This is a genomic window from Janthinobacterium sp. SUN073, assembly GCF_030397665.1.
Taxonomy (GTDB): domain Bacteria; phylum Pseudomonadota; class Gammaproteobacteria; order Burkholderiales; family Burkholderiaceae_D; genus Janthinobacterium.
This window is the reverse complement of record NZ_JAPUBT010000008.1, coordinates 105,407-118,726: the sequence shown is the minus strand read 5'-3', so window position 1 is coordinate 118,726 and position 13,320 is coordinate 105,407. Positions and strand designations below refer to the sequence as shown.

Annotated in this window: 8 protein-coding genes and 1 pseudogene; 7 read left to right on the top strand and 2 right to left on the bottom strand. The window is 53.8% G+C overall.

Annotated elements, in window-relative coordinates:
- Positions 1-6: 6 nt before the first annotated feature.
- The 3 genes from O0882_RS20640 to O0882_RS20630 are packed head-to-tail and all read left to right on the top strand — an operon-like array spanning position 7 to position 4,045.
- On the top strand, positions 7-939 hold the full coding sequence (locus O0882_RS20640) for a type II secretion system F family protein (RefSeq protein ID WP_289950989.1): 933 nt from the start codon (positions 7-9) through the stop codon (positions 937-939).
- Positions 936-1,754 carry a LytR C-terminal domain-containing protein gene (locus O0882_RS20635; RefSeq protein ID WP_289950988.1) on the top strand — a complete coding sequence of 273 codons (819 nt, stop codon included), beginning with the start codon at positions 936-938 and terminating at the stop codon, positions 1,752-1,754. Before O0882_RS20640 ends, O0882_RS20635 begins: the two co-directional genes overlap by 4 nt.
- A gap of 50 nt (positions 1,755-1,804) precedes the next feature.
- Entirely contained in the window at positions 1,805-4,045 is a 2,241-nt protein-coding gene (locus tag O0882_RS20630; RefSeq protein ID WP_289950987.1) for an Ig-like domain-containing protein, read from the top strand.
- Between the two features lie 76 nt (positions 4,046-4,121).
- Here O0882_RS20630 and O0882_RS20625 read toward each other — a convergent pair whose 3' ends face one another.
- Positions 4,122-4,904: an inositol monophosphatase family protein gene (locus O0882_RS20625; RefSeq protein WP_035826389.1), complete on the bottom strand. Its 783-nt coding sequence runs from the start codon at positions 4,902-4,904 to the stop codon at positions 4,122-4,124.
- 195 nt (positions 4,905-5,099) lie between these two features.
- On the opposite strand from O0882_RS20625, the pseudogene O0882_RS20620 reads away from it, so the two are divergent.
- Positions 5,100-5,213: pseudogene (locus O0882_RS20620) on the top strand (tRNA (cytosine(32)/uridine(32)-2'-O)-methyltransferase TrmJ); the annotation flags it as partial.
- Between the two features lie 645 nt (positions 5,214-5,858).
- Here O0882_RS20620 and O0882_RS20615 read toward each other — a convergent pair.
- Positions 5,859-6,302, bottom strand: a complete 444-nt coding sequence (locus O0882_RS20615; RefSeq protein WP_289950986.1) for a DUF6641 family protein — start codon at positions 6,300-6,302, stop codon at positions 5,859-5,861.
- Between the two features lie 287 nt (positions 6,303-6,589).
- On the opposite strand from O0882_RS20615, the gene O0882_RS20610 reads away from it, so the two are divergent.
- The 3 genes from O0882_RS20610 to O0882_RS20600 all read left to right on the top strand — a co-directional run bounded on the left by O0882_RS20610 (position 6,590) and on the right by O0882_RS20600 (position 13,309).
- Positions 6,590-11,548 (top strand): type ISP restriction/modification enzyme, encoded by a 4,959-nt coding sequence (locus O0882_RS20610; protein ID WP_289950983.1) that lies wholly within the window; start codon positions 6,590-6,592, stop codon positions 11,546-11,548.
- A 245-nt stretch (positions 11,549-11,793) separates the two neighbouring features.
- Positions 11,794-12,360 carry a tyrosine-type recombinase/integrase gene (locus tag O0882_RS20605; RefSeq protein ID WP_289950982.1) on the top strand — a complete coding sequence of 189 codons (567 nt, stop codon included), beginning with the start codon at positions 11,794-11,796 and terminating at the stop codon, positions 12,358-12,360.
- A 385-nt stretch (positions 12,361-12,745) separates the two neighbouring features.
- Complete coding sequence (locus O0882_RS20600; protein ID WP_289950981.1) at positions 12,746-13,309, top strand: hypothetical protein; 564 nt, start codon at positions 12,746-12,748, stop codon at positions 13,307-13,309.
- Positions 13,310-13,320 lie beyond the last annotated feature (11 nt).

The window sequence follows — 13,320 nt, the reverse complement described above, 5'->3', positions numbered from 1 at the left end:
GGCAATATGAGCGGCATGCAGATAGGCCTGTTGGCGGTGCTATTTCTGATTGTATTCGGCATCGTTCTGGTGGTGCTGCGGCTATTTGCGGGCAATGTCGTGCAAGTGCGCCTCGATACGCTTGACGGCAAGAAGGTCGATACCGACAGGGGAAACCGCACCAGTCAGCGCTGGATGGCGCGTGTCGTCAGCCTGACGCGTCCGCTGGCCAAGCTGTCGGTGCCGGAAGAGGGCTGGGAAGAATCGCCGGTCCGCATCCGCTTCATTAATGCGGGGTGGCGCAAGAGTACCGCGCCGGCGCTGTTCTACGCCGCCAAGACGGGCTTGACTTTGCTGTTCCCCATTCTGATGTATCTGCTGCTGCGCCATGGAAACCACAATCTGTTCTTCTGGATAGTGGCAGCGGCGGCCATCGGCTATTACCTGCCCGACATGTGGCTCAAGCATTGTTTGACGGAGCGCCAGCGCGAGGTCTTTGAAACCTTCCCCGATGCGCTGGACTTGATGACCGTCTGCGTCGAAGCGGGCCTGGCGATGGATGCGGCGTTGGCCCGCGTGGCACAGGAAATTGGCATGAAAAGCATGGTCCTTGCCGAGGAATTGCAATTGGTGACCCTGGAACTGCGCGCCGGCAGTACCAAGGACAAGGCCTTGCGCAACCTGGCCCTGCGCACGGGCGTGGAAGATGTCGATGCACTGGTGACGCTACTGATACAGGCGGAGCGTTTCGGTACCAGCATCGCCGCCTCGCTGCGCGTGCAGTCTGAGCAGCTGCGCACCAAGCGACGCCAGCGTGCCGAGGAAACGGCCGCAAAAATCGCCCTTAAATTGCTGTTTCCCCTGATCTTTTTCATTTTCCCCGCATTGATGGTCGTCCTCATGGGACCAGCCATCCTGCAGATTTACCGTGTCTTGTTACCGGCTATGAAGGGCGTATGAGCATGCCCGTGCGTCTTTTCAGCCTGCTCCTGCTGCTCTGCCTGTTACAAGGCTGCGCGAGTGCGCCCGCCGTGCCCAAGTGGAACATGCAAGCGGTGCAGCGCATCAGCCATTCCGCTGGCCAGAATGCCGTCACGTATTTTGAACTGGGCAAGTTCTACCAGGCACGCGGCCAGTTGGTGCTTGCGGCCGAAGCCTTTGCCGCCTCGATCGCCCTTGACCCGCAGCAACTGGCGGCGCGCAATGCGCTGGCCGTGCTTGACGCGCGCCAGGGCCGGCTTGAACAGGCCGCCACGGCGCTGCTGGTGCTGGTGCGCGATTTCCCTGAGGCTGCCCAGCCCCTGAATAATCTCGGTTATGTGTATTACCTGCAAGGGGAGCTCGCGCAAGCGTCCAGCATGCTCGAGCAGGCCATGGCGCGCGATGGCGGCACGGCACTGGCGCGCAATAACTTGCAACTGGTGCAGGCGGCGCAGCTGGCGTTGGTGCCGGCCGCGCCGGCAGCGCCAGCCGTGGCCGTCGCGCCGGAGGCGCTGGCCGAGATCGAAATCATCAATGGCAATGGCATACGCGGCATGGCGGCGCAGGTGCGCGTGCGCGTGCAGGCGCGGGGCATGGCGGTCAGCCGGCTGCGCAACCAGCCCGGTTTTCGCCAGGAACGCAGCCAGATCCTGTACGCGCCCGGCCACGCACGCCAGGCCGATGCCTTGCGGCAAGCGCTGGCGCAGCGGGGGGAGGCCATGCAACTGGTGGCTGTCGCCAGCCTGGGGCGCGGCGCCGGCATCCGCCTGATCCTGGGGCGCGACCAAGCTTGAACAAGATAGCAGTAACACATGATCAGCAGCAAAATAACAGGGAGAAGTGCATGTCTGGATTGATGAGTAGCGGTGTGCCGGCGCGCTGGGCGCTGTGTCTGGCTGCCGGCACGGCAGTGACGTTGCTGGCCGGCTGTGGTGGGGGCGGTTCCGGCGGCAGCGATTGCAGCACCTTGGACCCGAGCCGCAATCCGAACCTGCCCGGCTGCGTGGTGCCACCCGTCACGCCGGTGGTTCCCGTGACACCCGTCGTGCCGTTGCCGGCGACCCTGGCGCTGAGCCTGAAAGACGGGGCCGGCAAGGCGACCACTTCGGTCAGCCCGGGCAACAGCGCCACCGTGCAAGCTGTCGTGAAGGATGGCAAGGGTGCGGTGCTGTCGGGCGTCTTGCTGACCTTGAACAGCAGCGACAAGAGCGCCAGCTTCACCCCGGGTGCGGCCAGCGCCCTGACGGACGCGAACGGCGTGGCCAGCATCGTCATCGCGGCCGGCAGCCAGAGCGGCGCTTTTGCGCTGACGGCCAGCGCCACGGTGAATGGCAGCGTGGTGACGTCGAATATCAATTACACGGTGGTCTACCCGACCCTGACCCTGGGCGGCGTGGGCGTCGTGCCGGCGACCCTGTCGGCGGGCGGCACGGCTGGCCTGAGCGTGACGGTGATGAATGGCGCGGCCGTGTATGCACCGGTACAGTCGGTTGTCTTCAGCTCGCCTTGCGCCGCAGCCGGCAAGGCGGCCATCAGCAGTCCTGTGAATACGGTCAATGGCGTGGCCAGCACGTCATACATCGACAAGGGCTGCGGCGCGCCGGACGTGATCACGGCCAGCACCGTCTTCAATGCCACCACCTTGAGCCAGACGGGCACCCTGACGGTGCAGACGGCCGCTGCCGGCCAGATCGGCTTTGTCTCGGCGCTGCCGCAAAACATCGCCCTGAAAGGCACGGGCGGGGCGGGCCGGCAAGAGTCGTCCATCGTCACCTTCAAGGTGCTCGACAGGAATGGCAATCCCGTCAGCGGCAAAACGGTCAATTTCTCGCTCAACACCACGGTAGGCGGCCTGAGTCTCAATCCGGCGCAATCGACCAGCGGCGCCGATGGCAGCGTCAGCACCACGGTGGCTTCCGGCACCATGAGTACGCCGATTCGCGTCACGGCCACCCTGCAAGGCACCAGCCTGTCGACGGTCTCGGACCAGTTGGTGGTGTCCACCGGCGTACCCGAGCAGGACAGCTTTACCTTGAGCACGTCCATGTTCAATACGGAAGGCCGGGATTATGCCGGCTGCACCGCGCCGACGGGCGCCACCATCACGGCGCGCCTGGGCGACCATTTCCGCAATCCCGTGCCCGATGGCACGGCCGTCAGCTTCACGGCCGAAGGCGGCACCGTCGATGCATCCTGCCTGACGGGCCTGGTCAACACCACCTTGACGGACGGTACGGTGATCACGCAGAAGGGCATACCGGGTTCGTGCAGCGTGCGTTTCTGCCCCGGCAACCCCCGTCCGCTTGACGGCCGCGTGACCATCCTGGCGGTTGCGCTGGGTGAGGAAAGCTTTGTCGATGCGAATGGCAACAATTTGTATGATATCGGCGAAAGCTATGTCGACCTGGGTGAACCGTTCCGCAATGACCGCGCCATTGTTAGCAGCAACGCCAATTTCAAGGATGACGCCTACAGCACGGGCAATGCCGTGCGTGCCAATGACGAAATGCCAATCGACTCGAATGGCAACGGCATCTGGGACCAGGCCGGTGATGGACAGTACAATGGCATCCGACGCGCTGCCTCCAGCGCCAATACGACGGTCGCCAACACCGTGCATATACGCCAGGCACTGGTGCAGGTGCTGTCCGGCAGCACGGCGCGTTTCACGCCGCTGGGCGCTGCCACCATTGATCTGGACAAGTGCGTCGATGGCACCGTGTTCGAGAACAGGGTACGGACCTTCCCGCTCGCCATCCGCGATAGCAATGACACCGTGTTTGCCATGAATCGTGCCGCCGTCACGGGGCTGGCGATGGATTTGCCTGGCAATCCGCTGCCGGCCGGCACGACGATCAGCTTCTCGGCGAGCAATGGCAGCATCGTCAGCAGCGCCAGCTTTGTCGTGCCGAGCATGGACAGCGCCAGTTCCGCGAGCTGGATCTATCCCGTGCAGATGATCAGCGACGTGACCCAGATCGGCACCGCGTGCCAGCCAAACAGCGTGCGCAACGGCCTGTTGACGGTGCGCGTGCAAACGCCGAATGGCGTGGTGACAACGGCGCAATACGCCGTCAGCGACTGACCGCGGGTCACTGGGCAAAAAAAAGCTGCCGGAGTTTCCTCCGGCAGCTTTTTTTACATCAGTCTGCGTCTGGCGATCAGGCGAAAGGCGTCAGCAGGGTGATCATCTGGCCAAAAATCTTCGGGCTGGCGGCGATGACGTCGCCCTTGTACAGGTAGTCCGATTCGCCGGAAAATTCACCGACGATGCCGCCCGATTCCGTGATCATCAGGGCGCCGGCAGCGATATCCCAAGGCTTCAAGCCTTTTTCGTAGAAGCCGTCCAGGCGGCCGCAGGCGACGTAGGCCAGGTCCAGCGCGGCCGAGCCGGCGCGACGCACGCCCTGGCTGCGTTCGCCCATGATCGCGTACATCTTCAGGTATTCGTCCAGCGCGCGGGCGCTGCCGGCCACGTAGCCGGTGCCCAGCAGGGCGTTCGAGATGCGGTCCAGCTTGGTGACGCGGATGCGTTTTTCGTTCAGGTAGGCGCCGGCGCCCTTGGTGGCCGTGAACAGGTCGTTGCGGACCGGATCGTAGATGACGGCTTGCGTGACGACGCCGCGATGCGCGAGCGCGATCGAGATGCAGTATTGCGGGAAACCGTGGATAAAGTTGGTGGTGCCATCGATCGGGTCGATGATCCACTGATATTCATTCTCGTCGTGCGAGTTGGCGGAAGCTCCCGATTCCTCAGCCAGGAACGCGTGGTCCGGGTAGGCTTTGGACAGCACCTCGATGATGGCTTGTTCGGCCGCCTGATCGACGTCGGTGACGAAATCGTTATGTTGTTTTTCCGTGACGACGACGCGGTCGAGGTCAAAAGAGGCGCGATTGATGACGGCGGCGCCGCGGCGGGCGGCTTTGATCGCCGTGTTGAGCATTGGGTGCATGTGAGCTTCCGTTAAAAGCACGCGACCGCCCATGGCCGCCTTGCGGCGCCGGTACGATAGAGTGCAAGAATGAATTAAAGAGCGGAGCGGTGCCGAAGTGGTTAAAATCCCGGCCTGGCGTCAGCGTTTTGTGACTCCGTTTCCCGAAATTTCCTGTATCGATACCGCGCAATAGCGCTATTTTAAATGAATCTGCCCGAAATCAACACGTCTCTTTTCAAACGCCTGCGATTTATTCTTGTCGAAACTAGTCGTCCTGGCAACATTGGCGGCGTCGCGCGCGCCATGAAAACGATGGGTTAAGCGTTGCACAAAAGAAAGCCTGTGCCTATGCGGCTTTCCTGTCAGTCGTAGCATTGTGTGCAAAAAATGCGCAGAATATGTGAATTTTGAAATTTTTCATGTCACAATTTGCATCGATGCGTAGGTGATTTTTCCTCATGGCGGAGCGAGTTGCTTGCCAGTTGCACGAGTTGGGCGTTCCAAGCGACTACCCATCGCGCCGCTTGCCCTTTTTCTTGCCGGTTTCTCGCGTTTAGGAAACGCTCCATAGCCAAGTTAAGCCGAAGCCGGGCATACATTTTTCTAATACCGCACATTTCACAATCACCACACTTCTCAAGCGTTGTCTGCATCAGGGCGATTGGCGCTTTCTTCATTTGCTCAACTCAAGTTAATTGTGATGTGCACAGTTCGGCTGATGGCAATCAGGTATTGGGTGCGCCAGATAGTTGCCAAATAGTGGGTAAAATATTGATACAAAAATTATAGCAGTTTCCACGTAGAGTTCCGCGATTGCTGCTAGTTTTGCGGCTGTTTGTATAGGTGTGACCTCTGGCCCACGGCACTTAACAGCTATTACTTCAAGACGTGTGCAGGTAGCGGGTGTCGTTTAAACCGACATTGCGCTAGAGATGTTGGCAGCATGGGCTGCCAACTGCCAGGTCACTTCTTGGCGAAGCCTTTGCGCAGCATGCCGCTCATTACTTCGATCTGAGCGTCCAACTCGCCAGCAGATACAGCAGCTTTCAGCGTTTCCAGCGTCGGGATCAGGTCAGCTTGCGCGGTCATCTCGATAGCAACCTTACCCTTCGCCAGTTCCAGCGGTTTAGTGCCGTATTTGACGACCAGGCACAGCTTGCCGCTGTCATCAGTAAACCACCAAGGCTTAACGCGCTTCGGCATTTCAATGCGCTTGCTCTCGCCGGACTCTTGATCCTTCACGGTGCAAATGCGCGTTGGCGCGTACACGCCGCCGTCTTGCTGGGCTTGGGCGTAAGCGACCTGTTCGTTCAGTTTCGTGATCAGCATGTCACGGCGACGTGCGATTGGCGATACAGGGGCAGGGCGTTTTGCGGTAACGATTTTCAAGCTGTTCAGCAGGGACATATTTGCCATCCTTAGTAGTTGTTCACGGAAAGGATGGTGTAGTATTGTTGATATAAAATCAACAAAATAATGACTTTTTGGGTATGGTTTGTTAAAACATTATCTTTCGCCTACTATCTGTTAAAGGTGGTTTAGTTGTCGGTTGAACCGACAGTACAAGAGCAAGGCTCTAGACGGTATATGAAAGCAAGCGTTAGGGCGCTTAAGAATGGTGCCTTTTTAGACCCGATAGTGTTCGTTGTGGGCCATAATAACGGTCATTGTTTTCCAACAGAAAGCCCTCGAACATGGCCGCTTTACATGAATTACTGGATACCTACCGACAAGCATCCGTTAGTGAACGCGAAAAAGGTACTTACTTTGAAGATCTGATCGTTACCTATTTCCGCAACGAAGCTACTTACCGCGACCTGTACGACAAGGTCTGGTCATATACGGAGTGGGCAAAAGAGCACGGTTTGGATGGTCGCGATACCGGCATTGATCTTGTTGCGCGAACTCAAGGAACGGCAGAAATCCACGCAATTCAATGTAAATTTTACGCAGACGACTACAAGGTTCAAAAGGCCGACATTGACAGCTTCTTCACTGCCTCAGGCAAGAAACCATTCACTCGCCGCCTAATCGTCACCACGACCAACAATTGGAGCGAGCACGCCAACGACGCGTTACAAAATCAGCAGCCGCCTGTCAACAAAATCGACTTGAACGATCTCGAAAACAGTCAGATTGATTGGGCAAAATACCGCCCGCACCAAGCGCCAGTCATCAAAGCAAAAAAGACTCTGCGTGAACACCAGCAGACTGCCTTGAACGCCGCTGAGCATGGGTTAATGACTGCTGACCGCGGCAAGCTCATCATGGCTTGCGGTACCGGCAAAACTTTTACCAGCTTGAAGATTGCTGAAAAATTGGCTGGTGCTGGCAAGCGGGTGCTGTTCTTGGTTCCGAGCCTTTCTTTGCTGTCGCAAACACTGACTGAATGGACGCAGGAAAGCGCCACGCCGCTACACAGCTTTGCTGTCTGTTCTGATAGCGATGTCGGGAAGAAGCGAGCGAAAGACGAGGATGTGGTTCAAACCTTTGCACATGAGCTGCGATACCCAGCCACGACAGAGCCAGCACGGCTGGCATTAGAAATGGCAAAGCGCCATGACGACGAACACATGAGCGTCGTTTTCTCTACCTATCACTCGATTGATGTTATCAGCAAGGCTCAGAAGCTATTCGAGCTTGCTGATTTCGACCTGATTATCTGTGACGAAGCGCACCGCACAACAGGCGCAACATTTGGCGATGATGATGAAAGCAGTTTCGTTAAAGTTCACGACGCTGACTTTATCCATTCCGCCAAACGCATCTATATGACCGCGACGCCGCGCATTTATGCCGACACCGCCAAAGCAAGTGCAGAGAAGGACAATGTAGCGATTTGCTCGATGGACGATAAAGCACTGTATGGCGAGGAACTGTATGTCATCACGTTTTCCGAGGCCGTCAAGCGCGGCCTGCTGGTCGATTACAAGGTCATCGTCCTGGCCGTGGACGCGAAGCACATTAGCAGTCGCCTACAAAGCTTGCTTGCCGATGAAAACAATCAACTCAAGGTGGACGATGCGGCCAAGATTATCGGCTGCTGGAAAGCCCTGAGCAAGCAAGATACGCAAGACGATTTGAACGGCGATACAGATCCTATGCGCCGCGCCGTGGCGTTTTGCCAGGTCATCGAATCGCAAAAAAATGCCATGACGGCAAAAACGCACAAAGTCAGTTCAAAGAACATCGCTGGCATGTTCCAGGCAGTCGTTGAAGCCTATCAGGAAGAAGACGAGTTTGAGACCATCGCACGTCTGACCTGTGAAGCGGCCCACGTTGATGGCGGCATGAGCGCCAGTCAGAAAGAGGAAAAGCTGACATGGTTGAAAGCCGAAGCCCCGGATAACACCTGCCGCATCTTGAGCAATGTACGTTGCTTGTCCGAAGGCGTGGACGTGCCGGCACTGGACGCCGTGCTATTCCTGACCCCACGCAATTCGCAAGTGGACGTGGTGCAATCGGTGGGGCGTGTCATGCGCAACGCTCCCGGCAAGAAACGCGGCTATGTAATCCTGCCTGTCGTAATCCCGGATGGCATGGAGGCGCATGAAGCGCTGAACGACAACAAGACCTACAAAGTCGTGTGGCAAGTGTTGCAAGCCTTGCGTTCACACGACGACCGCTTTGATGCGATGGTCAACAAGCTCGATTTGATTGGCAAAGACCCGAAAAAAATGGAAGTCATCGCCGTCACCGACAAGCTCAACAAGAAAGCCGACAAGGGCAGTGGCAAGAGCAAGACCAATACGGGCAAGGGTCAGTTTGGTATTGGTCAAGACCATGCTGAATACAAGGTTCCGCAGCAAGCAACTTTGGAATTTGAAATTGGTGAAATTGAGCGCGCCATTTACGCCAAGGTGGTGCAAAAATGCGGCAATCGCCACCACTGGGAGGACTGGGCGAACGACATTGCGAAGATAGCCCAAACTCACATCACCCGCATAACGACCATTGTTGAAAACCCGGACAATACTAAAGAACGTGCTGCGTTTGACTGCTTCGCAAACGAATTGCGCGACGATTTGAACGACAGCATTACCGATGCCGAAATCATCGAAATGCTGGCGCAACACTTGATAACCAAGCCGGTATTTGACGCCCTGTTCAAGGACTACAGTTTTGCCAAGCACAACCCCATGTCTCTTGCCATGCAAGGTGTTCTGGACGTGCTGCACGAGCATCACCTGGAGAAGGAAGCCGATACGCTCCAACGATTCTACGACAGCGTAACAATGCGCGCCGACGGCATACAAAGCGCTGAGGGCAAGCAGAAAATCGTGGTCGAACTGTACGACAAGTTTTTCCGCAACGCCTTCCCGAGAATGACGGAACGCCTGGGCATCGTCTATACGCCGGTGGAAGTGGTGGACTTCATCATCCACAGCGTCAATGGCATTCTGAAAAGTGAGTTTGACCAGACGCTTGCCAGCGATAACGTCCATATCATCGACCCCTTTACTGGCACCGGCACCTTCATCACGCGACTGCTGCAAAGTGGCCTGATAAGCAAAGCAGAGCTGCCCAAGAAATACGGCAGTCAAATCCACGCCAACGAAATTGTTTTGTTGGCATACTACATTGCCGCAATTAACATCGAGTCCGTTTATCACGATATTGTTGGCGGAGAATATCAACCGTTTGAAGGTATTTGTTTGACTGACACTTTCCAGCTTTACGAAAAAGAGGATTTGGTCGATCAAGTTTTAGTGGTGAATAGTGCACGCCGTAAGAAACAAAAAAAGCTTGATATTCGTGTAATTATCGGAAATCCGCCATACTCTGCGGGTCAGGCTAGTGCAAACGACAATAATCAAAATGTTGCGTATTCTGGGTTGGATGAGAAAATTCGAAATACGTACGCATTAAGATCAAACGCCACAAATAAAAACTCTCTTTACGATAGTTATATTCGGGCAATTCGTTGGGCAAGTGATCGCATCGGCAATAGCGGAGTAATCGGATATGTGACGAACGCTGGTTTTTTGGATGCAAATACCGCTGATGGTTTGCGTAAATGTTTGGCCGATGAATTTAGTAGTTTATACGTGTTTCATTTACGCGGAAATGCTCGAACATCAGGCGAGCAACGTCGCAAAGAAAAGGATAATGTTTTTGGTCAGGGCACTCGCACACCTATTGCGATCACATTATTCGTAAAAAACCCTGCCGCAAAGACCCATGGACAGATTTACTGGCACGACATTGGCGATTATTTGACTCAAAATGAAAAATTGGAAAAGATTTGTAATTACACAAGCATTGCCGGGATTAGTGAGAGCAATGGTTGGGTATCAATTACACCAGATGAGCACGGAGACTGGATAAGTCAGCGAGACAATAGTTTTAGTGATTTTATTTCACTTGGCGACAAAAAAGATAACGGAATAAAAACGGTTTTTTCCACCTATTCAATGGGGATAAAAACCAATCGCGATGCATGGGTTTATCAATTCTCAAAAAAATCGTTATCAATAAAAGTAAATGAGATGATTTCGTTCTTTAATAGTGAATCCCACAGATATGAACAATTTTTCTCTAAAGTCTTATTGGATAAGCGAACTCCTGTTGAGGATTTTATTAACTTGGATCCATCGAAGATAAGTTGGTCGCGAGCGCTCCGAAATGATATATCTAAATTTTCCATTCGAGAGTACCGTGATAACACAATGACTGTCGGCCTCTATAGACCATTTACTAAACAATATCTATATTTTGATCGTTACTTTATCAATGATGTTGCGCTAGTGCCAAATTTTTTTCCAGCAGCGAATATACAGAATATTGTAATTTGTGTAACTGGCAGGGGGGCGACAAAAGATTTTTGTGCTTTCGTGACAGACAAAATACCCGATCTTGAAATGATATCTAAGGCTCAATGTTTTCCGCTGTATATCTATAGCAAGGAAGACCAAGTATCGCCCAAAGATTCGAAACAAGCTGATATATTTGCTGATACCCCCGTGGAAAAACTTGGAAAGGCCACTATACAAGGGTTTGCCCGCAATGACGGCATTAGCCAATCTGCTTTGAGTCACTTCCAAATCGCTTATCCAAACGAGGTAATTGGAAATGAAGACGTGTTTTATTACGTTTACGGCTTGCTTCATTCTTCTGACTACCGAGACCGTTACGCTGATAATTTGACTAAGGAGCTGCCACGCATTCCATGTGTTAAGACCGCTACGGATTTTTGGAAATTCTCTCAGGCTGGACGCAAACTTGCTGATCTTCATATTAATTACGAATCGGTCCCGTGTCATCCAGTAGGATATGAAGGCGGCGGTTTGCTTATGAGTGGGCTGGATGATGCTGATTTCCGAGTAACACAAATGAAATTCGCAATTAAGACAGACAGGTCCCGTGTGGTCTACAACCACAAGATCACTATGACCGGCATTCCATTGGAAGCTTACGACTATGTTGTTAACGGTAAACCAGCTTTGGAATGGGTAATGGAGCGGCAATCAGTCACCACACATAAGGACAGCGGCATCGTTAACGATGCCAATTTGTGGGCGACTGAAACGATGGGCAATGCTCGCTACCCGCTTGAATTATTCCAAAGGGTTATTACGGTAAGCCTTGAGACGATGAAGATTGTCCGTGCGTTGCCGCCTCTGGAAATTATGGCTAGCATATCATCCAACTAGCGCCTGACTAGCACTGTCACCCTACGCGACGGTGCTAGTATCCGCTTTGGAGTCTTCCTTCTTGTTTTATATGTAATAAGTATTTTAAAAGATATCTTTCTTCTTAAAATATAAGGAAATTGCTAAATTCTTACATTGTCAGCTAACCTATTGAAATTAAAGGCAATTACTTGCCATCAGTTTTCGGTTGATTTCTAAAACAAAAGGTTGCATCCTCGGGTGCATTAAATCCTTTTGTTTTCTATATGGCACAAGCAAAGACACTCACAGAAAAAGAACTCAAGCGAATTCTCGCTTTCATTGCAATTAAACGGCACGCAGCAAGAAATCGCGCAATGCTGTTGATGACGCATTTAGCCGGTATGCGCGTTGGCGAAGTAGCAGCCCTGCGGATCGGTGATGTGCTCTCGGAGGATGGACGCGTTAGATCGGAAATTCGATTGTTGCCAGAACAGACCAAAGGGAGCAGGGCGCGGACAGTCTTTTTAAACGAACGCCTGCAAAAGGAAGTGTCAACCTACCTTGCTACGCTTAAGCGGGTGCAGGGCGATATGCCGCTGTTCTACACACAGAAGCGTCTGGCCTTTAGCTCCAACACCCTGTGCCAGCACTTCCACTTTCTCTACAAGGAAGCCGGGATTGATGGTGCTAGCAGCCACTCAGGCCGCCGAACTTTCATTACAAATCTTGCCAGCAAGGGCGTTGGCGTACGAGTGTTGATGGCTTTGGCAGGGCATCAAAATATAGCAACCACGCAGCGCTACATTGATGTGAATGACGACATGCAGCGGGTAGCTGTCGAACTTGCTTAGATCGGCTGATGCGTATTTTTTTGCATACAAAGATCTTCTGCTAAATATGGCAGGAGGTAGTTGCAATGCGATATGTTGAATTCAGTCAAGCAAGAAAAACAAAGCCGAAGGCTGCAGCCGAAGTTGACCCCGTTGACCCCGCAAACCCAAAAGTTGTTCGTATTCCGGCGGGGGCTGGGCCTGTGCTTGTTCGTGCCATTAGACGGAAGGCATATGTCATCAGTGACGGAGCAGCCACTGTGTGCCAACCTTCAAAGAAGCCTTGAGCCTGCGGATGCTGTGTTGCATGCATGGGCACTTACATTGAACTGTTTGCGTCGAATGTGTTACTGTTGTGCAAGAGAGATGTGGTCTTGGTGACCGCAGCAGCAATTTTCAATACAGCATGAATCAGCCTGTTTCGCCTTCCCGAATGGATTTCTACATGGTCGTGGGAACTATCTGCCTTCATGGGGCGATGATGGTTGTCAACGAGCTGTTTTTCCGACGCGCAGAATTTCTACAAGGCATCGGTTGGATTTACATTCCAGCTGGCACACGGCTTTTATGTACACTGATGTTTGGACGGGCAGGGGCGATTGGACTGCTTGTAGCTGGCTGGTTTGCCTGTTATTGGTATTACTTCCCAGGTGACGCGCTACGCGCAACAACAGGTACAGTAGCTGGTGCTATTGGGCCGTATCTTGTCTATGTAGCAGCGCAATCTCGATTCGGTTTGCAGGCATCATTGACCAATCTAACGCCACAACGCTTGCTGCTCTGCGCACTGGGTTGTTCAGTTGCGAGTCCATTACTCCATCATCTATGGTTCTCGATACATGGGGGTAACCAACTGGTGCCCGGTCTCTTTGTTATGGTGATCGGTGATCTGGTTGGCAGCTTAATAGTTCTGTATACGGCCAAGTGGCTGCTATCGCTGTTGCCGATGCCTCAGCGACGAATGCGCTAGTGGTAGGCTAT